Annotated in this window: 22 protein-coding genes; 17 read left to right on the plus strand and 5 right to left on the minus strand. The window is 69.8% G+C overall.

Features of this window, described 5'->3' with window-relative positions:
- The first annotated feature begins 5 nt into the window (after positions 1 to 5).
- The 4 genes from ABDJ40_RS20395 (at position 6) to ABDJ40_RS20410 (ending at position 3,096) form a co-directional block, all read left to right on the plus strand.
- Positions 6 to 623 carry an alpha/beta hydrolase gene (locus ABDJ40_RS20395; protein WP_347612406.1) on the plus strand — a complete coding sequence of 206 codons (618 nt, stop codon included), beginning with the start codon at positions 6 to 8 and terminating at the stop codon, positions 621 to 623.
- Positions 624 to 667: 44 nt separating this feature from the next.
- Positions 668 to 1,816, plus strand: a complete 1,149-nt coding sequence (locus tag ABDJ40_RS20400; RefSeq protein ID WP_347612408.1) for a D-alanyl-D-alanine carboxypeptidase family protein — start codon at positions 668 to 670, stop codon at positions 1,814 to 1,816.
- 87 nt (positions 1,817 to 1,903) lie between these two features.
- Entirely contained in the window at positions 1,904 to 2,779 is an 876-nt protein-coding gene (locus ABDJ40_RS20405) for a D-amino acid aminotransferase (RefSeq protein WP_347612410.1), read from the plus strand.
- A gap of 38 nt (positions 2,780 to 2,817) precedes the next feature.
- Positions 2,818 to 3,096, plus strand: coding sequence for a DUF493 family protein (locus tag ABDJ40_RS20410; RefSeq protein WP_269631348.1), 279 nt, complete (start codon positions 2,818 to 2,820; stop codon positions 3,094 to 3,096).
- A 3-nt stretch (positions 3,097 to 3,099) separates the two neighbouring features.
- Here the strand turns inward: ABDJ40_RS20410 and ABDJ40_RS20415 are convergent, their stop codons facing one another.
- Positions 3,100 to 3,789, minus strand: a complete 690-nt coding sequence (locus ABDJ40_RS20415) for a tetratricopeptide repeat protein (protein WP_347612413.1) — start codon at positions 3,787 to 3,789, stop codon at positions 3,100 to 3,102.
- Between the two features lie 92 nt (positions 3,790 to 3,881).
- On the opposite strand from ABDJ40_RS20415, the gene lipB reads away from it, so the two are divergent.
- Together lipB and lipA are read left to right on the plus strand one after the other, a co-directional pair.
- Entirely contained in the window at positions 3,882 to 4,550 is a 669-nt protein-coding gene (lipB, locus tag ABDJ40_RS20420) for a lipoyl(octanoyl) transferase LipB (RefSeq protein WP_347612415.1), read from the plus strand.
- Between the two features lie 45 nt (positions 4,551 to 4,595).
- The gene (gene lipA / locus ABDJ40_RS20425; RefSeq protein ID WP_347612417.1) at positions 4,596 to 5,585 is read left to right on the plus strand and encodes a lipoyl synthase; all 990 of its coding nucleotides are present in this window, start codon (positions 4,596 to 4,598) and stop codon (positions 5,583 to 5,585) included.
- Between the two features lie 82 nt (positions 5,586 to 5,667).
- Here the strand turns inward: lipA and ABDJ40_RS20430 are convergent, their stop codons facing one another.
- Positions 5,668 to 6,630 (minus strand): tetratricopeptide repeat protein, encoded by a 963-nt coding sequence (locus ABDJ40_RS20430; protein ID WP_347612419.1) that lies wholly within the window; start codon positions 6,628 to 6,630, stop codon positions 5,668 to 5,670.
- 142 nt (positions 6,631 to 6,772) lie between these two features.
- On the opposite strand from ABDJ40_RS20430, the gene purE reads away from it, so the two are divergent.
- The 11 genes from purE (at position 6,773) to ABDJ40_RS20485 (ending at position 18,337) form a co-directional block, all read left to right on the plus strand.
- On the plus strand, positions 6,773 to 7,237 hold the full coding sequence (gene purE, locus ABDJ40_RS20435; protein WP_430765663.1) for a 5-(carboxyamino)imidazole ribonucleotide mutase: 465 nt from the start codon (positions 6,773 to 6,775) through the stop codon (positions 7,235 to 7,237).
- A complete protein-coding gene (locus ABDJ40_RS20440) occupies positions 7,237 to 8,403 on the plus strand; it encodes a 5-(carboxyamino)imidazole ribonucleotide synthase (protein WP_347612421.1) in 1,167 nt (388 codons plus the stop codon). Before purE ends, ABDJ40_RS20440 begins: the two co-directional genes overlap by 1 nt.
- A 22-nt stretch (positions 8,404 to 8,425) precedes the next feature.
- Positions 8,426 to 9,415: an L-threonylcarbamoyladenylate synthase gene (locus ABDJ40_RS20445; protein ID WP_347612423.1), complete on the plus strand. Its 990-nt coding sequence runs from the start codon at positions 8,426 to 8,428 to the stop codon at positions 9,413 to 9,415.
- A gap of 20 nt (positions 9,416 to 9,435) precedes the next feature.
- The gene (locus ABDJ40_RS20450; RefSeq protein WP_347612425.1) at positions 9,436 to 10,413 is read left to right on the plus strand and encodes an SGNH/GDSL hydrolase family protein; all 978 of its coding nucleotides are present in this window, start codon (positions 9,436 to 9,438) and stop codon (positions 10,411 to 10,413) included.
- A gap of 216 nt (positions 10,414 to 10,629) precedes the next feature.
- Positions 10,630 to 11,988: an alpha/beta hydrolase family protein gene (locus ABDJ40_RS20455; protein WP_347612428.1), complete on the plus strand. Its 1,359-nt coding sequence runs from the start codon at positions 10,630 to 10,632 to the stop codon at positions 11,986 to 11,988.
- A gap of 25 nt (positions 11,989 to 12,013) precedes the next feature.
- On the plus strand, positions 12,014 to 12,688 hold the full coding sequence (locus tag ABDJ40_RS20460; protein WP_347612430.1) for an OmpW/AlkL family protein: 675 nt from the start codon (positions 12,014 to 12,016) through the stop codon (positions 12,686 to 12,688).
- A 93-nt stretch (positions 12,689 to 12,781) separates the two neighbouring features.
- Positions 12,782 to 13,504, plus strand: a complete 723-nt coding sequence (tsaB, locus tag ABDJ40_RS20465) for a tRNA (adenosine(37)-N6)-threonylcarbamoyltransferase complex dimerization subunit type 1 TsaB (RefSeq protein ID WP_347612431.1) — start codon at positions 12,782 to 12,784, stop codon at positions 13,502 to 13,504.
- Positions 13,505 to 13,553: 49 nt separating this feature from the next.
- Entirely contained in the window at positions 13,554 to 14,057 is a 504-nt protein-coding gene (rimI, locus tag ABDJ40_RS20470; RefSeq protein WP_347612432.1) for a ribosomal protein S18-alanine N-acetyltransferase, read from the plus strand.
- Between the two features lie 58 nt (positions 14,058 to 14,115).
- Positions 14,116 to 15,075 carry a uracil-DNA glycosylase gene (locus ABDJ40_RS20475; protein WP_347612433.1) on the plus strand — a complete coding sequence of 320 codons (960 nt, stop codon included), beginning with the start codon at positions 14,116 to 14,118 and terminating at the stop codon, positions 15,073 to 15,075.
- Complete coding sequence (locus ABDJ40_RS20480) at positions 15,075 to 17,180, plus strand: putative bifunctional diguanylate cyclase/phosphodiesterase (RefSeq protein ID WP_347612435.1); 2,106 nt, start codon at positions 15,075 to 15,077, stop codon at positions 17,178 to 17,180. Before ABDJ40_RS20475 ends, ABDJ40_RS20480 begins: the two co-directional genes overlap by 1 nt.
- Before the next feature lie 41 nt (positions 17,181 to 17,221).
- On the plus strand, positions 17,222 to 18,337 hold the full coding sequence (locus tag ABDJ40_RS20485) for a class I SAM-dependent methyltransferase (RefSeq protein WP_347612436.1): 1,116 nt from the start codon (positions 17,222 to 17,224) through the stop codon (positions 18,335 to 18,337).
- A gap of 35 nt (positions 18,338 to 18,372) precedes the next feature.
- Here the strand turns inward: ABDJ40_RS20485 and ABDJ40_RS20490 are convergent, their stop codons facing one another.
- The 3 genes from ABDJ40_RS20490 to ABDJ40_RS20500 form a co-directional block, all read right to left on the minus strand.
- A complete protein-coding gene (locus ABDJ40_RS20490) occupies positions 18,373 to 19,593 on the minus strand; it encodes a multifunctional CCA addition/repair protein (RefSeq protein WP_347612438.1) in 1,221 nt (406 codons plus the stop codon).
- Positions 19,594 to 19,604: 11 nt separating this feature from the next.
- Positions 19,605 to 20,108, minus strand: coding sequence for a TlpA family protein disulfide reductase (locus ABDJ40_RS20495; RefSeq protein WP_347612440.1), 504 nt, complete (start codon positions 20,106 to 20,108; stop codon positions 19,605 to 19,607).
- 104 nt (positions 20,109 to 20,212) lie between these two features.
- The gene (locus ABDJ40_RS20500) at positions 20,213 to 21,415 is read right to left on the minus strand and encodes a hypothetical protein (RefSeq protein ID WP_347612442.1); all 1,203 of its coding nucleotides are present in this window, start codon (positions 21,413 to 21,415) and stop codon (positions 20,213 to 20,215) included.
- Positions 21,416 to 21,419: the final 4 nt, after the last annotated feature.

The raw sequence follows: 21,419 nt of genomic DNA on the forward strand, positions 1-21,419 counted from the left end.
GCACAATGAATTCCCAGACCCGCAAAGTGCTGATCGACGGCCCGGCCGGCCCCCTCGAATGCGCCGTCGACCAGCTGCTGGACCTGCAGGCGCCGCGCGGCACGGCGGTGATCTGCCATCCCAATCCCACACAGGGCGGGACCATGGACAACAAGGTGGTCCAGACCCTGGCTCGCGCTTTTGTGCAGCTGGGCTACCAGGTGGTGCGCTTCAACTTCCGCGGCATCGGCCAGTCCGGCGGCGGCTGGGACGAGGGGCGCGGCGAGGTGGACGATGCGCTGGCCGTGGTCGCGCACTTCCGCCAGCCGGGCCTGCCCCTGGTGCTGGGAGGCTTCTCCTTCGGTGGCTATGTGGCCTCGCGTGCCGCGCAGCGCCTGGAGGGCGAGGCGGCGCCGGAACGCCTGGTGCTGGTCGGCCCCGCGACCTCGCGCTTCGACATGGCCACCGTGCCGGCCGACGCCCTCGTGATCCATGGCGAGATCGATGACGTCGTGCCGCTGAGCTCCGTGCTGGACTGGGCCCGCCCGCAGCACCTGCCCGTCATCGTCGTGCCCGGCGTGGGCCATTTCTTCCACGGGCAGCTCACGCTGCTCAAGAACCTGGTGCTGCGCAGCTGGCATTGAGCCCTCGAGTTGCGCCGCACGTTTTCCTCCTCTTGCCCATCCCCATGAAACGACTGATTGCCCTGGCCCTGGCCGGCGTGGCCTGCGTGTCCGCGCAGGCCCAGGCGCCGCAAGCCCCCGAGATCGCCGCCCGCAGCTATGTGCTGCTGGACATGACCACCAACCGCATCCTGGCCGAGCGCGAGGCCGACGTCCCCAATGACCCGGCCTCGCTGACCAAGCTGATGACGGCCTACCTGACCTTCCAGGCGCTGAAGGAGAAGCGCCTGACGCTGGAGCAGGAACTGAGCGTCTCCAAGCGAGCCTGGGACGAGCGCAAGGGCGACCCCTCGCTGATGTTCATCGACACCACCATGCGCCCCAAGGTGGACGAGCTGCTGCGCGGCCTGATCATCCAGTCGGGCAATGACGCCTCGGTGGCTCTGGCCGAGGGCGTGGGCGGCACGCTGGACCAGTTCGTCGCGATGATGAACCGCCAGGCCCAGGCCTGGGGCCTCAAGAACACGCGCTTCAGCAACGTCACCGGCCTCAGCGAGGCCGGCCACAAGAGCAGCGCGCGCGACATCGCGGTGATCGCCTCGCACATCATCCGTGACTTCCCGGAGTACTACCCCTACTACTCGCAGCGCGAGTACACCTTCAACAAGATCCGCCAGCACAACCGCAACCTGCTGCTGACCCGCGACCCCAGCGTCGACGGCATGAAGACCGGCTTCACCGACGCCGCCGGCTACTGCCTGGTGGCCAGCGCCCAGCGCGACTTCCCCAACGGCAAGCGCCGCCTGCTGAGCGTGGTGATGGGCACCGCCTCCAAGGAAGCGCGGGCCAACGAGAGCCAGAAGCTGCTGAACTGGGGCTACTCGGCCTACGACGCCGTCAAGCTCTTCGACGCCGGCCAGGCGGCCAGCACGGTCAAGGTCTGGAAGGGCGCCGTGCCCGAGGTCAAACTGGGCGCCGAGGGCCCCGTCTTCGTGGCGGTGCCGCGCGGCGAGGGCGGCAAGCTGCAGACCCAGGTCGAGCGCACCGACCCGCTCGTGGCACCGCTCAACAAGGGCCAGCGCGTGGGCACCATCAAGGTGACGACCACCGGCGGCGTGGCCGTGGCCGAGGTGCCGCTGGTCGTGCAGGAGGGCGTGGAGCAGGCCGGCATCCTGGGGCGCGCCTGGGACTCCATCCGCCTCTGGATCAAATAAGCCGGACTTCGCGCAGGCCTGGGCTGCCCAGCCCGGGCGCGGTGGCGTAAGCTGCGCGGATGCAGACCCGTCTGCAAGGAGTCCGCGATGAAGCCGATGCCGCCCGCAAGCTGCTATCTGAACGGCGCGATGCTGCCTCTGGCAGAGGCCCGCATCTCGCCCCTGGACCGAGGGTTCCTGTTCGGGGACGGGGTCTACGAGCTCGTGCCGGTCTATGGCGGGCGCATGTTCCGCGTCGAGGACCACCTCGAACGGCTGGACCGCAGCCTGGCCCGCCTGCGCATCGCCAACCCCTTGAGCCGCCAGGAATGGCTGCAACTGGGGCGCAGTCTCGTGGAGCGGGCCGGTGGCGGGGACCAGTGGTGGTATCTGCAGGTCACCCGGGGCGAGGCCCCGCGAGACCACGTGATGCCGCCGGACATCACCCCCACCGTCTTCAGCTACTGCATGCCGCCTGCCTGGCCCACCGCCGAGCAGCGGCACCAGGGCGTGGCCTGCATCACCGCGCGCGACTTCCGCTGGCAGCGCGGGGACATCAAGAGCATCTCCCTGCTGGGCAATGTGCTGGCGCGCCAGATCAGCGCGGACCAGGGCGCGCAGGAGACCATCCTCTTCCGGGATGGCTTCCTGACCGAGGCCTCGGCGTCCAATGTCTGGATCGTCAAGGAAGGCGCCCTGCTGGGGCCGCCGCGCTCCGAGCTGCTGCTGGAAGGCGTGCGCATGGGCCTGCTGCACGAGTTGTGCGAGGAGCTGGGCATCGGCTATAACCTGCGGCCCATCGCGGAGGCCGAGGTCTTCGCGGCGGACGAGGTCCTGCTGAGCTCGGCCACCAAGGAGGTGCTGCCGGTGACGCGTCTGGACCACGAGCCCGTCGGCCATGGCGCGCTGCACGGCAAGCCCGGGCCCGTCTATGCCAGGCTGCACGAGGCCTACCAGCGGGCCAAGGCCTTGCAGTCCGTCTGACAGGCCTCACCTGTGATCGAGTTTTTGAAGGAGGGCGCATGGCGCCGACGATTCCCCCCGAGCAGTCCCTGATCGAATACCCGTCCAAGTTCCCCATCAAGGTGATGGGCGCGCATGTCGAGGGCTTCTTCGAGGCCATCGTGATGGTGGCCCAGCAGTTCGATCCGGAGTTCGACGCCGGCACCGTGGAGCGCCGCCCCAGCAGCAGCGGCAACTACCTGGGCCTGACCATCACCATCACCGCCACCAGCCGCGAGCAGCTGGACGAGCTCTACCGGACGCTCAGCACGCATCCGATGGTGAAGGTGGTGCTCTGAGGCTCAGACCTCGTCCTGCCGCTGCCGCTCGGACTCGATGCGCGCATCGATCTCCTCCCGCTTGAAGGGCGCGGCCTCGTCGCCGTTGCGGGCCGCGATGTCGTACCAGTAGCGCGCCAGGCGCAGGTCGCGCGGCACGCCGTCCCCCTGTTCGTAGAGCGAGGCCAGCAGGTACTGGGCGCCCACGTCGCCGCCGGTGGCCGCCTCGCGGAACCAGCGGGCGGCCTGGGCCATGTCCTTGGGCGCGCCCCGGCCCAGGAAGAAGGCGGTGCCCACGGCGACCTGCCCGTCCACGCTGCCATGCTCGGCCGCTCGCAGAAACCAGCGCTGGGCCTGGACCAGGTCCACGCGCCCCAGCCGGCCCTGCTCGTGCAGCTCGCCCAGCGCCAGCTCGGCGCGCACAAAGCCCTGGCCAGCCGCCTGTTCCAGCAGCTGCCTTGCCGATCGCGCGCTGCTGCGGGGCAGCTCATCGCGCAGATGCATCATCGCCAGGTTGTAGCGGGCGAGGGCATTGCCTTGTGCCGCGAGCTGCTGGAAGGCTTTCGCGGCCTCGGGCAGGCGGCCTTGCGCGTAGGCGGCGATGGCTCGGTCCACGGGGACGCCCTGAGGCCCGGCCCCGGGCGGCTGGGCCAGGGCCAGAGCGCTCCAGAACGTGAGCGTCAGGAGGGGGAGCAGGGCGGTGCGTCGTGGCATGGGAGCGTCCTTCGGTACTTTGCGGCTTGTAACGCAGTCTTGGTCGCGGCGGCGCCGTGGGGCCTTACAGGGGCGGCGCTACCATCTGGCCCATGCTGATCAAGACCCTGGGCCGCGTCGACTATGCGGCCACCCTGGCCGCCATGCAGGCCTTCACCGCGGAGCGCGGCCCGGACACGCCGGACGAGCTCTGGCTCTGCGAGTTCGATCCCGTCTACACCCAGGGCCTGGCCGGCAAGGCCGACCATGTGCTCGATCCGGCCGGCATCCCGGTGGTGCAGACCAACCGCGGCGGCCAGGTGACCTACCACGGCCCCGGCCAGGTGGTGGCCTATCCCCTGGTGGACCTGCAGCGCCTGGGCATCTATGTCCGCGAGTACGTCTTCCGGCTGGAGGCGGCCGTGATCCAGACGCTGGAGACCTTCGGCGTCACCGGCCACCGCGTCTCCGGCGCCCCGGGCATCTATGTGCGGCTGGACGACCCGTCCTCCCACGCTGCCCTCACCGGCCCGGCCGATCCCAGCGACCCGTTCAAGGGCCTGGGCAAGATCGCCGCCCTGGGGATCAAGATCAGCCGGCACTGCAGTTACCACGGCGTGGCCCTCAATGTGGGCATGGATTTGCACCCTTTCGATGGCATCAACCCTTGCGGATACGCAGGACTGAAGACGGTGGACCTCGCTACACTTCGGGTTTTCTCCGACTGGACCACCGTGGCCCAGCGATTCGGCGAGCGGCTGGCTGCCCAGCTCACGCCATGAAGCTGCACTGAGCCTGCAGCGAGCCAGCCCTGAGGACGAGGCGCCATGCCCACCGAGAACATCACGCACGAAGCCAAGACCGGCGACGACTACGACGCCAGCGCCAAGCAGAAGGCCCAGGCCAAGACGGCACGCATCCCCATCAAGATCGTGCCCGCCGAGACCCTCAAGAAGCCGGACTGGATCCGCGTGAAGGCCGGCTCGCCCAGCACCCGCTTCTACGAGATCAAGCAGATCCTGCGCGAGCACAAGCTGCACACGGTCTGCGAGGAAGCGTCCTGTCCCAATATCGGTGAATGCTTCGGCCACGGCACGGCCACCTTCATGATCATGGGCGACAAGTGCACCCGCCGCTGCCCCTTCTGCGACGTCGGCCACGGCCGCCCCGACCCGCTGGACGTCAACGAGCCCGAGAACCTCGCCAAGACCATCGCCGCGCTGAAGCTCAAGTACGTGGTGATCACCAGCGTGGACCGTGACGACCTCCGCGACGGCGGTGCCGGCCACTTCGCCGCCTGCATCAGCAAGGTCCGCGAGCTGAGTCCCAGCACCCAGATCGAGGTCCTGGTGCCCGACTTCCGCGGCCGCATGGACCGCGCACTGGACATCCTCAAGGCCGCCCCGCCCGATGTGATGAACCACAACCTCGAGACCGCACCGCGCCTGTACAAGGAAGCGCGCCCGGGTTCGGACTACGAGTTCAGCCTCAACCTGCTCAAGCGCTTCAAGGAAGAAGTGCCGGGCGTGCCGACCAAGAGCGGCATCATGGTGGGCCTGGGCGAGACCGACGAGGAAGTGCTGCAGGTGATGCGCGACATGCGCGCCCACAACATCGACATGCTCACCATCGGGCAATACCTGGCCCCGTCCGGCCATCACCTGCCGGTGCGCCGCTACGTGCACCCCGACGTCTTCAAGATGTACGAGGCCGAGGCCTACAAGATGGGCTTCACCCACGCCGCCGTGGGTGCCCTGGTGCGCTCCAGCTACCACGCGGACAAGCAGGCCGCGCAGGCGGGTGTCGTCAGCGGCTGACCGGATCGGTCCGCCATGACAAAGGCCCGCATCGGCGGGCCTTTTGCTTTTCCCTCTCGGGGTCAGGTCTTGACACCGAGCGTCAGAACAGCGCCATCGACAGCTTGCGGCGGTACTGGTCCAGCAGCGGATCCGCGGGCGCCACGGTCGCGTGGCCGGCCAGCTGCAGCCCGCCCTTGGGCTCGCCGGCGGCGGGTGCCGAGGCCTTGGGCTGGGGCTTGGTCAGGATCTCGAGGATGGCGACGTAGGTCTTGCGCGCCAGCTCGCCGTTCCAGGCCTTGTCGCGCATGATGATTTCCAGCAGCTCCTCCATGGCCTCGGTGAAGCGGCCGGCGGCGAAATGCAGCTGCACGAGGCCGTAGCGGGCGTCGAAGTCTCGCTTGTTGGCGGCAACGGCGGCCTGCAGGGCGCTGGCGTCCAGGCCGCGCTGCGCGGCCTCGGCCGCCTGCAGCCACAGGGCCAGGGCAGCGAAGCGGGCGTGCGGGGTGATGGTGTCGGCGGCCTGCACGGCCACCGGCTCGAAGGCGGCGCGGGCCTCGCCCACACGGCCGGATTCCAGCAGGGCCTTGACCAGGTCGAAGCGGGCGGCTTCGTTGCCGGGATCGGCCTCGAGCGCGGCAATGAACTTGGCCAGCGCGGCATCGGCGTCGCCCTCGGCCAGCAGGTCCTCGCCCTCGGCCAGATCCTGCTCTGCCTCCAGTTCACCGGCCTCGGGCAGGTGCTTGGCCAGGAATTCGCGGATCTGGGACTCGGGAATGGCGCCCACGAAACCGTCCACCGGCTGGCCGCCCACGAACATCACGCAGAAGGGAATGCTGCGCACGCCGAAGGCCTGGCTCAGCTGGCTGGCGATCTCGGGCTGCTCGTCGCTGTTGAGCTTGGCCAGCAGGAAGCGGCCGCCGTAGTCGGCCTCCAGGCGTTCGAGGATGGGGCCCAGGCTCTTGCACGGGCCGCACCAGGGCGCCCAGATGTCCAGCAGCACCGGCTGCTGCATGGAAGCCTGCAGCAGTTCGGTCTCGAAGTTCTGAAGAGTGATGTCGATCATGGTGTGGGGTGTGTTCTTGCCGGATGTCGGCGCCTCGTGGCCCGGCACTCCGGCGGCAGATGGGGCGCGCCGCCTACAATTCAAGGTTTTCCAGCCTATGGAGCGAGCCGTGAGCAGCGCCTCTCCCCTGATCGGCGTGGTGATGGGATCCAGCAGTGACTGGGAGACCATGAAGCACGCCGCAGACATTCTCTCCGAGTTCGGTGTGCCCTTCGAGGCGCAGGTGGTCTCCGCCCACCGCATGCCGGACGACATGTTCGCCTACGCCGAGCAGGCCCAGGCCCGCGGCCTGCGCGCCATCATCGCCGGTGCCGGCGGTGCTGCCCACCTGCCGGGCATGCTGGCGGCCAAGACGCTCGTGCCCGTGCTGGGCGTGCCGGTGGCCAGCCGCCACCTGCAGGGCGTGGATTCCCTGCACTCCATCGTCCAGATGCCCAAGGGCATTCCCGTGGCCACCTTCGCCATCGGCACGGCCGGCGCCGGCAATGCCGCGCTGTTCGCCGTGGCCATGCTGGCCCAGGACGATGCCGCCCTGCGCGAGCAGCTGGCGGCCTACCGCCAGCGCCAGACCGAGCATGCCCGCGGCATGAGCAAGGACCTGATCTGATGGCCAAGCGTCTGGAAGCCGGCACGGCCACCCTGGGCGTGATGGGCGGCGGCCAGTTGGGCCGCATGTTCGTGCACGCGGCCCAGGCCCTGGGCTACCGCACCGTGGTGCTGGACCCGGACCCGGAAAGCCCGGCCGGCCTGATCGCCCATGAGCACCTCCAGGCCGACTACCTGGACGAAGCCGCCCTGGCCCGCCTGGCCGCGGCCAGCGATGCCATCAGCACCGAATTCGAGAACGTGCCCGCCGACGCCCTGCGCCGCCTGGCGCGGCAGCGCTTCGTGGCGCCTGCCGGCGACTGCGTGGCCATTTGCCAGGACCGGGCCGACGAAAAAGCGCATTTCCAGCGCAGCGGCGTGGCCTGTGCGCCTTATGCCGTGATCCGGAGCGAGGTCGACCTGGCCGCGGTGCCCGCCAGCCTGCTGCCCGGCATTCTCAAGACGGCCCGCATGGGCTATGACGGCAAGGGGCAGGTCCGCGTCAAGACGCCGCAGGCGCTGGCCGAGGCCTTCCATGCGCTGAAGGGCGTGCCCTGTGTGCTGGAGCAGATGCTGCCGCTGCAGCTGGAGCTGTCCTGCATCGTCGTGCGGGGCGATGACGGCCAGATCGTGCACTTCCCCGTGCAGCAGAACCTGCACCGCGACGGCATCCTCGCCGTCACCCAGGTGCCGGCGCCGGCCGTGTCGGCGGCGCTGCAGCAGCAGGTGGTGGAGTCAGCCTCGCGCATCGCGGCCGAAATGGGCTACGTGGGCGTGCTGTGCGTGGAGTTCTTCCTGCTGCAGGACGGCTCCCTGGTGGTCAACGAGATGGCCCCGCGCCCGCACAACTCCGGTCATTACACGATGAACGCCTGCGACGTCTCGCAGTTCGAGATGCAGGTCCGCGCCATGGCTGGCCTGCCGCTGCGTCCGCCGCGCCTGCATTCGGCCACGGTGATGCTGAACCTGCTGGGCGACCTCTGGTTCGATGCCGCGGGCACCGAGCGCACGCCGCCCTGGGGCGAGGTGCTGGCCCTGCCGGGCACCCACCTGCATCTCTACGGCAAGCTGAGCGCCCGGCCGGGGCGCAAGATGGGTCACCTGAACATCACGGCCGCAACGCCCGAGGCGGCCGAGGACTCGGCCCGTGCCGCCGCCCGCCTGCTGGGCCTGCCGGACGCGTGGTGAGCCTGCGAGCGGAGCTGAGACCATGCTGCTGAATGGAGCCGATCCTGCCGCCGTGCGCCAGGCCGCCGAGGCCCTGGCCCGCGGCGCCCTGGTGGCCTTGCCTACCGAGACCGTCTACGGCCTGGGCGCTCGCGCCGACGACGACGCGGCGGTCGCCCAGATCTTCGCTGCCAAGGGTCGGCCGGCGGACCATCCGCTGATCGTCCACGTGCCCGACATGGCCGCAGCCGAGCCTTTCGCGGCCCGCCTGCCCGCGTCGGCCCGCAAGCTGATGCAGGCCTTCTGGCCCGGCCCGCTGACGGTCATCGTGCCGCGTGCCGAGGGCATGGCCGCGGCCGCAGCCGGTGGGCAGGACACCGTGGGCCTGCGCTGCCCCGCGCATCCGGTCGCCCAGGCCCTGCTGCGCGAGGCGCTGCGGCTGGGCGTGCGCGGCGTGGCCGCTCCCAGCGCCAATCGGTTCGGGCGGGTGAGTCCCACGCACGCGGCCCATGTGCGCAGCGAGTTCGACGAGTCCCTGATCATCCTGGATGGCGGGGACTGCGAGGTGGGCATCGAGTCCAGCATCATCGACTGCAGCCGCGGCCATCCCGTGCTGCTGCGCCCGGGGGTGCTGACGCGCGCCCAGATCGAGGCGGCGCTGGGCGAACCGCTGCACGCGCGCGATGCAGCTGCGCCGCGGGCCTCGGGCACGCTCGAGGCCCACTACGCGCCCAGTGCGGTGGTGCGCCTGCTGAGCCAGGCGGCCATCGAATCTGCCCTGGCCAAAGAAGTTCCCAAGGGTGTGGCGGTATATTCGCGCACCATGCCAGCCCGGTCGCCCGAGCTCTGGCGCCCCCTGCCCGACGATGCGCGTGCCGCAGCCCACGACCTGTTTGCCGTGCTGCGCGAGCTGGACGAGGCCGGCATGCGCGAGATCTGGGTGGAGCAGCCCCCCTCGGATTCAACCTGGGACGGCGTGCGCGACCGCCTGTCGCGCGCGGCAGCTGCTTTCGCCACCGGGGCTGGCGATTGATTTCCCGTGATGGAGTGTTCATGAAGAGTTTGAAGCAAGCTGCACGAGGCAGCGCCCGTGCCCTGCTGATCGGCCTGGTGGCCGCTGCGGCCCTGGCCGGTTGCGGCGGGGGCAGTGAGCCCATTGAGGCCTTTGCGCCCACGCGGCTGGTCGCCTTCGGCGACGAGGCCAGCGTGCTGACGGCGGACGGTCGCAAGTACAGCGTCAACGCGATCAACTCCGTCAGCAACACGGTGGACTGCGCCAGCAATCCCCTGTGGATCCAGGCCCTGGCCAATCGCTACGGCATGGTGTTCCCGCAGTGCAATCCCAGCAACCTGGCCGCGCCGCAGGGGCGGATCATGGCCGCCAACGGCGCCAAGGTCGATGACGTCCGCGCGCAGCTGGACCGCTACCTGGCCAGCGACGTGATGACGGAGCACACCCTGGTGACGCTGTTCGTCGGCACCCATGACATCCTGGGGCTCTATGCGCAGTACCCGGCCCAGTCGGAGGGTGACCTGATGAGCGCGGCGGGCGATGCCGGCCGCCAGCTGGGCGAGCTGGCCGTGCGCATGATGCGCTCGGGCGGCCGCACGCTCGTGGTGTCCCTGCCCGATGTCGGGGCCACGCCCTTCGCCTTCCAGGAACGCAACAACCGCCCGCCGGTGCGCGAGGGGCTCAACCGCGCGCAGTTCCTGTCGGCGCTGACCACGGCCTTCAACACCGAGCTGTACCGCGCCCTGGGCGCGCTCAATGACGGCCGCCTGGGTGCGCTGGTGCTGGGCGACGACATGTCGACCTCGTTCACGAAGTACCCCGGCCAGTATGGCCTCACGGACATCATGAACCCGGCCTGCCAGGCCACGGCGAGTCTGCCCAATTGCACGATGAACACCCTGGTCGGTGGGGCGACGGTCCAGACCTTCCTGTGGGCCGACGACCGCCGCCTCGGTCCGGCCGGGCACTCCACGCTGGGCAACCTCGCCCTGGCCCGCGTGCTGCGCAACCCGCTCTGACGCAGGCGCCGGCACCGGCCTGTCGGCCGCCTGCGGGCTCGCAGGCACGACATCCTCAAGTTCGCTGATTCCACCCCGACACCGGCAACGGTGTCGGGGTTTTTACTTCTTAGAGTCATGATCTGGCCAGCCTATAGTGCTCGACATTAAAAGCGAACGATCGTTCGTTTTTGTTGTCCTGATCCCCAATCCATGCCGACTGCAGAGGTACGCACGATGAGCAAGTTCAACCTGGCGATGCTGGCAATCAGCGTCGCAGCACTGTCCGCCTGTGGCGGCGGCACCAGCGAAAGCCGCGATGAACCGCCCGCCGCTCGCGGCACCATCATCTACGGCACGCTGGCGGGTCACGCCACCCAGGCCCAGATCGATGCCGGCACCTCCGCGAGCGGCCTGCAGCCGCTGTCGGGCAAGGCCAAGTGCGAGGTCGACGTCCGCTACGTCTACTACATGACCCGTGACCCGCAAGGCCAGCCGGCCACGGCCTCGGCGGGCGTCCTGGTGCCCACCGGCACCGATGCCGCCTGCACGGGCAGCCGCCCCGTGCTGCTGTATGCCCATGGCACCGCCACGCAGAAGAGCTACAACCTGGCCGACGTCACCAACAACCGCGAAGCCTCGCTGATGATGGCCATGTACGCCGCCCAGGGCTTCATCGTGATCGCCCCCAACTTCCTGGGCTACGAGCGTTCGAGCCTGAGCTTCCACCCCTACTTGAATGCCGAGGCGCAGGCCGTGGACATGGTGGACGGCCTGCGCGCCGGCCTGGCCCACCTGAAGGCGGAAAGCGGCACCAAGCCCTCCGACAAGCTGCTGCTCGCCGGCTACTCGCAAGGCGGCCATGTGGCCCTGGCCACCCACAAGATCATCGAGCGCGACTACAGCGGCGAGTTCAAGATCACCGCATCGGCGCCGATGTCCGGCCCGTACAACCTGGTGGGCTTCGGTGATGCCGTGGTCAATGTGCAGGCCAATGCAGGCGCCACGATCTTCTCGATGCTGCAGCTGACCAGCTACCAGAAGTCCTACGGCAACATCTATGCCTCGCCCAGCGAGGCCTACCAGGCGCCCTTCGATGCGTCTGCCGAGACCCTGCTGCCCACGGACACCCCCATTGCCGACCTGATGGCCGCCGGCAAGCTGCCCGCCGATCCGACCTTCACCAAGCTGTTCGGAACGGGCGGCCTGCTCAAGGACAGCTTCAGGGCCAGCTACGCCACCTCCAACTTCCGCAAGGCGCTGCAGACCAACACCCTGCTGGGCCTGAACACCAAGCGCCCGATCGCCCTGTGCGGCGGCAAGGCCGATCCCACGGTGTTCTACGACCTCAACACCGGTGTCGCCGCCGCGGACCTCAAGGCCCGAGGCATGCCGCTGATGGGCGTCTACGACCTGGAAACCCTCAGCTCCCTGCCCGCCGGCGCCGCCGGACAGACCGTCTATTACGGCTTCCAGCAGGCGAAGGCGGCGGCCGGCAGCTCGGCTCAGGCTCAGTACCACGGCGGGCTGGTGCCGCCGTTCTGCAACGCCCTGGCACGCGGCTTCTTCCAGCAAGTGCTGGCCGCCGGCCTCTGAAGACGACATCCAGGAGCATCAAGACATGAAAGCAAACCACATCCTGTGTGCCGGCCTGCTGGCCTTGGCTGCAGCGGGCGCCCAGGCCCAGCACACCGTCTACCTTGGCGGCGCCCACATCGACGTCGATGCCACCATGCCCCCGCTGACCGGCGGTCCGGCCATCCCCGCCCCGGGCGCGCTGCTGCGCATCGGTTCGGCCGAAACCCTGGGCTTCGGCTACACCTACCGCTATTCGCCGCAATGGAGCGCGGAGGTGGCGCTGGGCTTGCCGCCGGCGCACAAGGTCTATGGCGCCGGTTTCATCCAGGCTTTCGGCCAGGTCTCGGTGGTCGAGCAGATGCCGCCCACGGTGTTCGCCAACTACCACTTCGTGAACCTGTGGCAGCGGGTCCAGCCCTTTGTGGGTCTGGGGATCAACTACACCCGCTTCACCAAGACCCGCAGCACGCCGTCCGGCGATGCGGCATCGGGCGGCCCCACCAGCATCAAGCTGTCGGACTCCTGGGGCCTGGCCGGCCACGTGGGCCTGACGGTCGTGTATGACAAGCACTGGTCCCTGGTGGCCACCGTGGCGCGGGCCGACGTCAAGAGCGACATGACCGCCGTGACCCAGACCCGCGACGGCGAGATCACCCGCAGCACGCGGATCAACTTCCGCCCCACGGTCTACAGCCTGTCGCTGGGCTACAGCTTCTGATCGGGCGCTGAGCCCCGCGGCGCCATGGCGCTCATCCCCTGACGATGGGGGACGCGGCCCACTTCGGGAGAGGTGGGCCGCTACACTGCAGCCATGTCTGTTCTGCTGGCTCTGGATAGTTCCACTGAAACCCTGGTTGTGGCCTTGAGCCGCGAGTCCGGGCTGCTGTCTCATGAGAGTGAGGGCGGCGCCCGGGCCAGTGAGCAGATGGTGCCGCAGGCCATGGCCCTGCTGGCGCAGGCCGGCCTGACGCTGGCCCAGCTGGATGCCATCGCCTTTGCCGCCGGCCCCGGCGCCTTCACCGGCCTGCGCACCGCCTGCGCCGTGGCCCAGGGCCTGGCCTTTGGCGCCGCCAGGCCGGTCCTCCCCATTGACAGCCTCCTGCTGGTGGCCGAGGACCTCCGACTCCAGCTGGCGCCTGCCGACCTGGCGGGCACTTGCTGGGTGCTGATGGACGCGCGCATGAACGAGGTCTACGCCGCGGCCTACCGCTGGCTGGGCGATCGCTGGGAGACGCTGCGTGCGCCGGCTCTGTATGGGCTGCCCGCCTTGATCGAGGCCTTGCGCGGGCTCCCGCCGCAGGCTGTCGCCGGCAATGCCCTGACCGCTTTCGCCCAGGATCTCGCACCGGCGCTGCCGGCCGGCATCGTCCAGGCCTCGCAGGCGCGCTCGCGTGCTGCAGCGCTGGGCTCGCTGGCCCGCCAGGCCTTTCTGGCCGGCCGTGCGGTCGATGCCGCTGAAGCCATGCCGGTCTACGTGCGTGACAAGGTCGCCCAGACCACCGCCGAACGCCTGGCTGCCAAGGGGGGCGCATGAGCGCTCGCCTGGACCTGCAGCGGCACGCGGCCGGCCTGGAGGCTGCTTCGTGAGCGCCTGCCTGGCTGTGTCGGCGGCGCCCCGGCTGCGCCGCATGCAGATCCCCGACCTGGAAGCGGTGCTGGCCATCGAGAACCAGGTCTATGAGTTTCCCTGGACCCGCGGCAACTTCATCGATTCCCTCGCGGCCGGCTACGAGGCCTGGCTGCTGGAGGACGGGGGCATGGCGGTGGGCTACTTCCTGGCGCTGCAGGGCGTGGACGAGATGCATCTGCTCAACATCAGCGTGGCGCCCGCCTCGCAAGGGCGGGGCCATGCACGCCAGATGCTGGACGCCCTGTGCCGGCTGTGCCGCCAGTCCGGCTGCCTTCAGCTGTGGCTGGAGGTGCGGCTGGGCAATGAACGGGCGCGCCAGCTGTATCGCCGCTATGGCTTCGCCGAGGTCGGCCGGCGCCGCGCCTACTATCCCGCCGCACAAGGCCAACGTGAGGATGCCGTGCTGATGAGCCTGCAGCTGGCGGCACAGCCCCTGAACCCGGAGGTGCAGCCATGAGCCCGGCCCTCTGCCATCAGGTCTCGCGCCTGCCACGAGCCCTGCGAAGGAGCCCCCTGTGAGCTGGGATGCGCGCCAACGCGCGATGCTGGAGGCCATGGGCCTCAAGGTCTGGATGCCGCTGCCCAACGCCCCGGGCGAGCCGGCCTCGACCTCTTCCGCGGTGACGGCCGGCAAGGCGGCGCCGGTGTCGGATCTGGCCCTTGCCGAGCGCCCTGCGCAGGCCCCTCTGCAAAAGGCGCCAGCACCCGAGCCTGCCGGCCGTGACGGTGGCCGTAGCACTGGCCGTCCGGCCGCACCGCCCCGTGCGGTGCAGGTCCCCGCGCCGGCACCGGCTGCCGCCGAACCACCGGCTGCGAGCGCCCTCCAGGCGCTGCTCCCAGCGGCCCTGGGGGCGGCGCAGGGCGAGCGTGCCGCGGCCATCCAGGCCATGGACTGGGCCCAGCTGCGCGACAGCGTGGCGTCCTGCCGCGCCTGCGGGCTCTGCGATGGACGGCAGCGGACCGTCTTCGGCGTGGGCCACGAGCAGGCCCACTGGATGATCATCGGTGAGGCGCCCGGCGAGCAGGAGGACCTGCAGGGCGAGCCCTTCGTCGGCCAGGCCGGCAAGCTGCTGGACAACATGCTGCGTGCCCTGGGCCTGACCCGAGGCGGCGCAGAGGCGGTGCAGCAGGTCTTCATCGCCAACACCCTGAAGTGCCGGCCGCCGCGCAACCGCAATCCCGAACCTGCCGAGCTGGCCCAGTGCCTGCCTTATCTGCAGCGTCAGATCGAGCTGGTGAAGCCCCGCATCATCCTGGCCCTGGGCCGCTTTGCCGTGCAGACCCTGCTTCAGCGCAGCGAGGCCATCGGCCGGCTGCGCGGCCAGGTCCACGACTACCAGGGCATCCCGGTGGTGGTCAGCTACCACCCGGCCTACCTCCTTCGCAACCTGCCTGACAAGGCCCGGGCCTGGGAAGACCTGTGCCTGGCTCAAGCGGTCTACCGGCGGCAGCTGGGCGAGACGGGAGCGGGCTGATGGCCGAGGGCGACAGCGCACTGGAAGAGCTGCAACGCGCCCTCCACGGCGCCCTCGACGAGGCGCAGATGCTGCGCCTGCTGGCCGACAACGTGCCCGTGTTGATGGCGCTCTACGAAGCCCACACCTTCCACTGCCGATTCGCCAACCTCGCCTATGCCCGCACCTTCGGTCACAGCACCCGCTCGGTGCTGGGGCGGACCTTTTCCGAGGTCATCGGCGAGGAGGCTGCACGCCAGATCCAGCCCTATGTGGACCAGGTCATGCAGCGCGGCGCGGCCGTGCGCTATGAGCGGCAGATGCAGGCGCCGGACGGCCGCCCGCATTGGCTGGAAGTCAATCTGCTGCCGCAGTTCGCACCGGGGCAGGGGGCGGGCAGCCCGGTCATTGGCGCCTTCGTGCTGATCAATGACATCAGCGAGCGGCGCAGCGCCGAGGCGGCCCTGCGCGAGTCCGAGGAGCGCCTCGACAAATTCATGCAGGCCACGGTGGAGGGCATCCTCTTCCACAAGGGCGGCATCATCACCGATGCCAACCCGCCCCTGTGCGAGCTGGTGGGCTACCGGCTGGACGAGCTCGTCGGGCAGCCGGCCCTGAACTTCGTCGCGCCCGACATGCGGCCCAAGGTCAACAGCGTGATGATGGCGGGCCAGGAGCTGCGCTACGAATCCGCCATCGTGCACCGCAGCGGCGAGCGCATTCCGGTGGAATTCATCGTGCGCACGCTGGAGCGCCAGGGCGAGCGCCTGCGCATGACCATCATCCGCGACATCCGCGAGCAGCTCGCCACGCAGGCCCGCATCCACCACCTGGCGCACCACGATCCCCTGACCCAGCTGCTCAATCGCGCCGCCTTCATGGAGCGCATGCAGGCCCGGCTGGAGGACGCTCATGTGCCGCCGCGCTCGCTGGCCCTGCTCTTCATCGACCTGGACAATTTCAAGCGCGTCAACGACTCCCTGGGCCATCTGGAGGGCGACAAGGTCCTGGGCACGGTGGCGGACCGCGTCAGCGCCTGCCTGCGCAGCACGGACCTCGTCGGCCGCTTTGGCGGCGATGAATTCGTGGTGCTGCTGGCCGATGTCCACAGCCGCGCCGATGTGCAGGCCGTGCTGTCGGCCCTGCTGGCGGTGGTGGAGGTGCCGGTCCAGGCAGACGGGCGCGACCTCTCGGTGACGCCTTCCATCGGCGTGGCCATGTATCCCGAGCACGGTTCAAGCGCCGAGGAGCTGATCCAGCACGCTGACGCCGCGATGTACCTGGCCAAGGCCAGCGGCCGCGCCAACTACCGCTTCTTCGAGCCCGAACTGGCCGAGCGCGCCTATGCCGACCTGGTGCTGGAAGCCGAGCTCGCCCTGGCCCTCACCCGCGACGAATTCCAGCTCTTCTACCAGCCCCAGATCGACGCCCGCAGCGGCCAGCTGCGCGGTGCCGAAGCCCTGCTGCGCTGGCGCCATCCGCAGCGCGGCCTGCTGACGCCGGACGCCTTCATCGACGTCGCGGAGCGTCACCGCCTGATGCTGCCGCTCAGCGAGTGGGTGATGCGCGAGGCCGCACGCCAGAGCCGGGACTGGCATGAACGCGGTATCGCGGCCGTGCCCATTGCGGTCAATCTCAGCAGCATGCAGTTCCGGCTGGAGGATTTCGACCGCGTGGTGGCCCTGGTGCTGCAGGACGCCGGCGTGCCCGGGACCTGGCTGGAGCTGGAGCTCACCGAGCGCATGCTCATGGACGACATCGAGCGCGTACCGGCCCTGCTGCAGGCCCTGCGCGCCCTGGGGCTGAGCATCTCGGTCGACGACTTCGGAACGGGCTACACCTCCCTGTCCCACCTGGGGCGCCTGCCGGTGGACAAGCTCAAGATCGACCAGAGCTTCGTGGCCGGCCTGCCCGGCGACAGCAAGGCTGTGGCCATCACCCGGGCCATCGTGCAGATGGGCTTGGGCCTGGGGCTGCAGGTCAGCGCCGAGGGGGTGCGTGACGCGGGCCAGGCGCAGCTGCTGGGCGACTGGGGCTGCCACAGCCTGCAGGGCGAGCTGATCGGCCCGCCCATGCCCGCGGCCGAATTCGAGCACTGGCTGAGCCAGCGCCGGGCCGCGTCCTGAGGGCCGGCGACCTGGCGGCAGCCGGTCCCTACAATGCCCGGATGTCAGCGAACGATAGCTCCAGGCCGCAGAGCGCCGAGACCGGCACGCCCCTGCTGCACCAGATCCGCGAACACCTGGCCGATGAGGGTTGGTGGCCCTTCGACCGGTTCATGAGCACCGCGCTCTACGCGCCGGAGCACGGCTATTACAGCGGCGGCCGCCAGAAGTTCGGCCTGCTGCCGGACAGCGGCTCCGACTTCGTCACCGCGCCCGAGCTCTCGCCCCTTTTCGGCCAGGCCCTGGCGGCCCAGGTGGCTCAGGCCCTGAGCCAGACGGCGACCGACGAGGTCTGGGAGTTCGGCGCAGGGACCGGCGCGCTGGCGGAGCAGCTACTCTCGACCCTGGGCGATGCAGTGCGCCGCTATGTGATCGTCGACCTCTCCGGCACCTTGCGCGCGCGGCAGGCCGAGCGGCTCAGGCCCTGGGCCCACAAGGTGGTCTGGCTGGATGCGCTGCCTGAGCGTTTCTGCGGCGTGGTGGTGGGCAACGAGGTGCTGGACGCCATGCCAGTGCAGCTCATCCGCTATGACGGCCGGCAGTGGCTGGAGCGCGGCGTGGTGCGCGAGGGTGAGGGCCTGGGCTGGGCCGACCGGCCGACGCCCCTGCAGCCGCCCTGCGCGCCGCCGGATGGCTTCGTGCCCGGCTTCCTCACCGAGCTGCACGCCCAGGCGGAGGCCTTCGTGCGGACCCTCGCGGCGCAGCTGGAACGCGGCGCCGCCTTCTTCATCGACTACGGCTTTCCCGAGGCCGAGTACTACCACCCCCAGCGCAGCGGCGGCACGCTGATGTGCCATTACCTGCACCAGGCCGATCCCGACCCGCTGCAGCGCGTGGGCAACAAGGACATCACCGCCCACGTCAACTTCACCGGCATCGCCCTGGCCGGCCAGGACGCCGGCCTGCAGGTGCTGGGCTACACCAGCCAGGCCAACTTCCTCATCAACTGCGGGCTGATCGAGCTGATGGCCCGGGCCTCGCTGCCCGCGCGGACCATGGCGCACAAGCTGCTGGCCGAGCATGAGATGGGCGAGCTCTTCAAGGTGATCGGCTTCGTGGCTGGGCCGGAGTTCGAGGCCATCGGCTTCAGCCGCGGGGACCGCAGCCACACGCTCTGACGAGCCCCGGACAAGGGCCCGCCAGACAGGCAGCATCAGCCGGCTGCCTTCAGCGCCGCCAGCCTGGCGTGATGGATCGCCTGGCCGATGGCCGGGCCCTTCAGCCCGCGGGCGAGGGCTTCGGCACTGATGGCGGCCTGGTCCAGGGCCTGCAGACGCCGGAGGTCGGCGGCGAGCCGCTCGCGCTGCGGATAGGGTCTTGCCTGCAGGCCGGCGCGGCCGCGGGCATCGCACTCGCAGGCCCACAGCAGCTGCCCGAAGCGCTCCGGGCGGCGCCAGGCGTCGCAACGGTCCAGCAGGCGCAGGCGGGCCTCGGGGCTGAAGCTTTCGCTCTGGTGGACGTGGGTGTGCTCGCGCGCCACCAGTTCGGCCAGCTCGCGGGCCTCGGTGGGCACGCGCCAGCGCTCGCTCAGTGCCCGGCTGAGGCGCTCGCTGCGCACCTCGTGAGCGATGTGACGCGGCCATTCCTCGGGCGGCGTCCCGCCCTTGCCCAGGTCATGGCACAGGCAGGCGTAACGCACTGGCAGTGGTGCGTCCATCGCCGCGCATTGGTCCAGCACCAGCAGCAGGTGCGCGCCGGTGTCGATTTCCGGATGGTGCTGTTCGGGCTGGGGCACGCCGAAGAGCTGGTCCAGCTCCGGCGCCAGGCGGGCGAGGGCGCCGCACTCGCGCAGCACCTCGATCATGCGCGAGGGGTGCGCCTCCATGAGCCCGCGTGACAGCTCCTGCCAGACGCGTTCGGCCACCAGGGCGTCCACCTCGCCGGCATCGACCATGGTGCGCATCAGCGTCAGGGTTTCGGGGGCGACGCTGAAGTCGTGGAAGCGCGCGGCGAAGCGGGCCAGGCGCAGGATGCGCACCGGGTCCTCGGCAAAGGCGGGCGAGACATGGCGCAGGCAGCGCGCCGCCAGGTCACGCTGGCCACCGTAAGGGTCGATCAGCCGGCCCTGGGCATCGCGGGCCATGGCGTTGATGGTGAGGTCTCGCCGGCTGAGGTCCTGCTCCAGCGTGACGTCGGGCGCGGCATGGACGCTGAAGCCGTGGTAGCCCGGCGCCGTCTTGCGTTCGGTGCGCGCCAGCGCGTATTCCTCGTGGCTCCGGGGATGCAGGAAGACCGGGAAGTCCTTGCCCACGGGCTGGAAGCCGCGGTCGAGCATGTCCTGAGGGGTGGCGCCCACCACCACCCAGTCGTGGTCGCTGACGGGGCGGCCCAGCAGGCTGTCGCGCACGGCGCCGCCGACTTCGTAGATCTCCATGGCGACGCGGCTCAGCCTTGCGCCAGCAGCTTCTCGATCAGGGCGTGCAGGGCGGCGAAGTCCGGCTCGCCGACGAATCGCTTGACGATCTCGCCCTGCTTGTTGATCAGCACGGTGGTGGGGGTCAGGCGCACATCGCCGAACTGCCGGGCGATCTCGCCGGTGTTGTCGATGGCGACGCTGAAGGGCAGCTGCCGGGTCTCGGCGAACGTCGAGACATAGGCCGGAGGGTCATAGCTCATGGCCACGGCCAGGGTGTCGAAGCCGCGCTGCTTGAACTTCTCGTGGGTGGCGATGATCTGCGGCATCTCGTGCACGCAGGTCGTGCAGCTCGTGGCCCAGAAATTCACCAGCATGACCTTGCCCTGCCAGTTCGTCGAATCCAGCTTCTGCCCGTTCAGCAGCACATAGCTGACGGCGGGCGCCTTCTGGGTCGAGAGCAGGCTCTGATAGCCGAGCACGCCGGCTCCGGCAAGGGCGGCGACAAGAAGGGCGGGAATGACGAAGCGGCGCATGGCAGGCAGCATCCAGGATGGCAGGCGCCCAGTGTAGGACAGCGGGCGTGGGCAGGTCCTGCGCAGGGGCAAGAAGCGCGCGGCCGCCGGTCTGGTCCGAGGGACTACAGCGACTTCGAGAGCTCGAACAGCAGCATGGCCGGCAGGGCCTCGGCCAGGCTGCCACGGGCGATGCGGGCCATGCCGTCGGCGGTGGCGCTGGAGAGCTGGGTGAGGTGGGCGGCTTCCTGGACCTCGATGAAGCAGAAGTCCGCCACGTCGCGAACGATGCCGGTCTTGAGTGCCTCGAGATCGCTGCCGCGCTGCGAGCTCTCGAAGATCACCGCGTGGGGCAGGCCCTCCATGCAGAAGTGCTGGGCCTCGGCCATGGTGTTCACCACGTCGATGATCAGGCCCATGTGCCGCACGGCATCCTGGATCTGCCCCCGCAGCTCGCGCCGCGGCGAGACGATCAGCAGGTGGCTGCCCGCCAGCGGCTTGGAGTTGGACGAGTTGGCGAACTCCCGCGCGTCGGGCATGCCCCAGCCTTCGGACGGCTCGGGCTGCGGGGCGCCGGGCTCGTCCAGCAGGGTGTGAGGGAACTCGAGGGTCAGCTCGGTGATGCCGGCTTCATGCTCTCGCAAGGGCTGCAGGCCCATGGTCAGCGCCGTCTGCTCCAGCAGGCGCCAGGCCAGGGAGTTCAGGGCGGCGGGGAGCTCCTCCTCGCGCGCATCGTCGACCAGGTCCAGCGAGCGGTGCGCGAAGCGGCAGATCAGCCGGGCGCGCGCTGGCCAGGGGCTGAGGTCCAGGCGGAAGTCCACCGAGGAATGCGTGCAGGCCAGCGCCCAGTCCAGCAGGGCATTGAGCAGGGCGAAGAGCAGGGCGCCGTCCCCCAGCACGTCGGCTGGTTTCAGCACCTGGCGAATCTGGATGCCGCGGGCCAGGGCCTCGCGGCTGCGGTGGGCCAGCACGCCACGCAGCATCTGGGTGAGCTGCAGGCGTTCCTTGGACAGGCGCAGCTTGCCCGACGCCAGGCGTGCGAGCTGCTGGCCCATCATGCCGGCCTCGCGGGCCTGACTGACGCCCTCGCGCAGCGCGCGCAGGCTCTGGCGGTCGATCTGGCCGGTGGCGATGAGCGTGTGGATGCGCTCCAGAGCCTGGCTCAGCGGGCCGGCGATCTCGGCGCCCAGCTGCTGCACGATGTCCGCCCAGGCCGCGGAATCGGCGCTGGCCGTTGCGGCGTGGGAGAGGGACTGCTGGCTGTGCTGCATGAAGGCGGGGGCTGGATTCCTGCGGATGACGGATGTCAGTCCGGTCTGGCCTGCCATGGTT

This window comes from Roseateles flavus, assembly GCF_039872765.1.
In the GTDB taxonomy this organism is placed as follows: Bacteria; Pseudomonadota; Gammaproteobacteria; order Burkholderiales; family Burkholderiaceae_C; genus Roseateles_B; species Roseateles_B flavus.

Excerpts from the sequence above, each read along its gene's own strand:
- ABDJ40_RS20395 (WP_347612406.1), top strand. The coding sequence starts at position 6 with ATGAATTCCCAGACCCGCAAAGTGCTGATCGACGGCCCGGCCGGCCCC.
- ABDJ40_RS20400 (WP_347612408.1), top strand. The coding sequence starts at position 668 with ATGAAACGACTGATTGCCCTGGCCCTGGCCGGCGTGGCCTGCGTGTCC.
- ABDJ40_RS20405 (WP_347612410.1), top strand. The coding sequence starts at position 1,904 with ATGAAGCCGATGCCGCCCGCAAGCTGCTATCTGAACGGCGCGATGCTG.
- ABDJ40_RS20410 (WP_269631348.1), top strand. The coding sequence starts at position 2,818 with ATGGCGCCGACGATTCCCCCCGAGCAGTCCCTGATCGAATACCCGTCC.
- ABDJ40_RS20415 (WP_347612413.1), bottom strand. The coding sequence starts at position 3,789 with ATGCCACGACGCACCGCCCTGCTCCCCCTCCTGACGCTCACGTTCTGG.
- lipB (WP_347612415.1), top strand. The coding sequence starts at position 3,882 with ATGCTGATCAAGACCCTGGGCCGCGTCGACTATGCGGCCACCCTGGCC.
- lipA (WP_347612417.1), top strand. The coding sequence starts at position 4,596 with ATGCCCACCGAGAACATCACGCACGAAGCCAAGACCGGCGACGACTAC.
- ABDJ40_RS20430 (WP_347612419.1), bottom strand. The coding sequence starts at position 6,630 with ATGATCGACATCACTCTTCAGAACTTCGAGACCGAACTGCTGCAGGCT.
- purE (WP_430765663.1), top strand. The coding sequence starts at position 6,773 with ATGGGATCCAGCAGTGACTGGGAGACCATGAAGCACGCCGCAGACATT.
- ABDJ40_RS20440 (WP_347612421.1), top strand. The coding sequence starts at position 7,237 with ATGGCCAAGCGTCTGGAAGCCGGCACGGCCACCCTGGGCGTGATGGGC.
- ABDJ40_RS20445 (WP_347612423.1), top strand. The coding sequence starts at position 8,426 with ATGCTGCTGAATGGAGCCGATCCTGCCGCCGTGCGCCAGGCCGCCGAG.
- ABDJ40_RS20450 (WP_347612425.1), top strand. The coding sequence starts at position 9,436 with ATGAAGAGTTTGAAGCAAGCTGCACGAGGCAGCGCCCGTGCCCTGCTG.
- ABDJ40_RS20455 (WP_347612428.1), top strand. The coding sequence starts at position 10,630 with ATGAGCAAGTTCAACCTGGCGATGCTGGCAATCAGCGTCGCAGCACTG.
- ABDJ40_RS20460 (WP_347612430.1), top strand. The coding sequence starts at position 12,014 with ATGAAAGCAAACCACATCCTGTGTGCCGGCCTGCTGGCCTTGGCTGCA.
- tsaB (WP_347612431.1), top strand. The coding sequence starts at position 12,782 with ATGTCTGTTCTGCTGGCTCTGGATAGTTCCACTGAAACCCTGGTTGTG.
- ABDJ40_RS20480 (WP_347612435.1), top strand. The coding sequence starts at position 15,075 with ATGGCCGAGGGCGACAGCGCACTGGAAGAGCTGCAACGCGCCCTCCAC.
- ABDJ40_RS20485 (WP_347612436.1), top strand. The coding sequence starts at position 17,222 with ATGTCAGCGAACGATAGCTCCAGGCCGCAGAGCGCCGAGACCGGCACG.
- ABDJ40_RS20490 (WP_347612438.1), bottom strand. The coding sequence starts at position 19,593 with ATGGAGATCTACGAAGTCGGCGGCGCCGTGCGCGACAGCCTGCTGGGC.
- ABDJ40_RS20495 (WP_347612440.1), bottom strand. The coding sequence starts at position 20,108 with ATGCGCCGCTTCGTCATTCCCGCCCTTCTTGTCGCCGCCCTTGCCGGA.
- ABDJ40_RS20500 (WP_347612442.1), bottom strand. The coding sequence starts at position 21,415 with ATGGCAGGCCAGACCGGACTGACATCCGTCATCCGCAGGAATCCAGCC.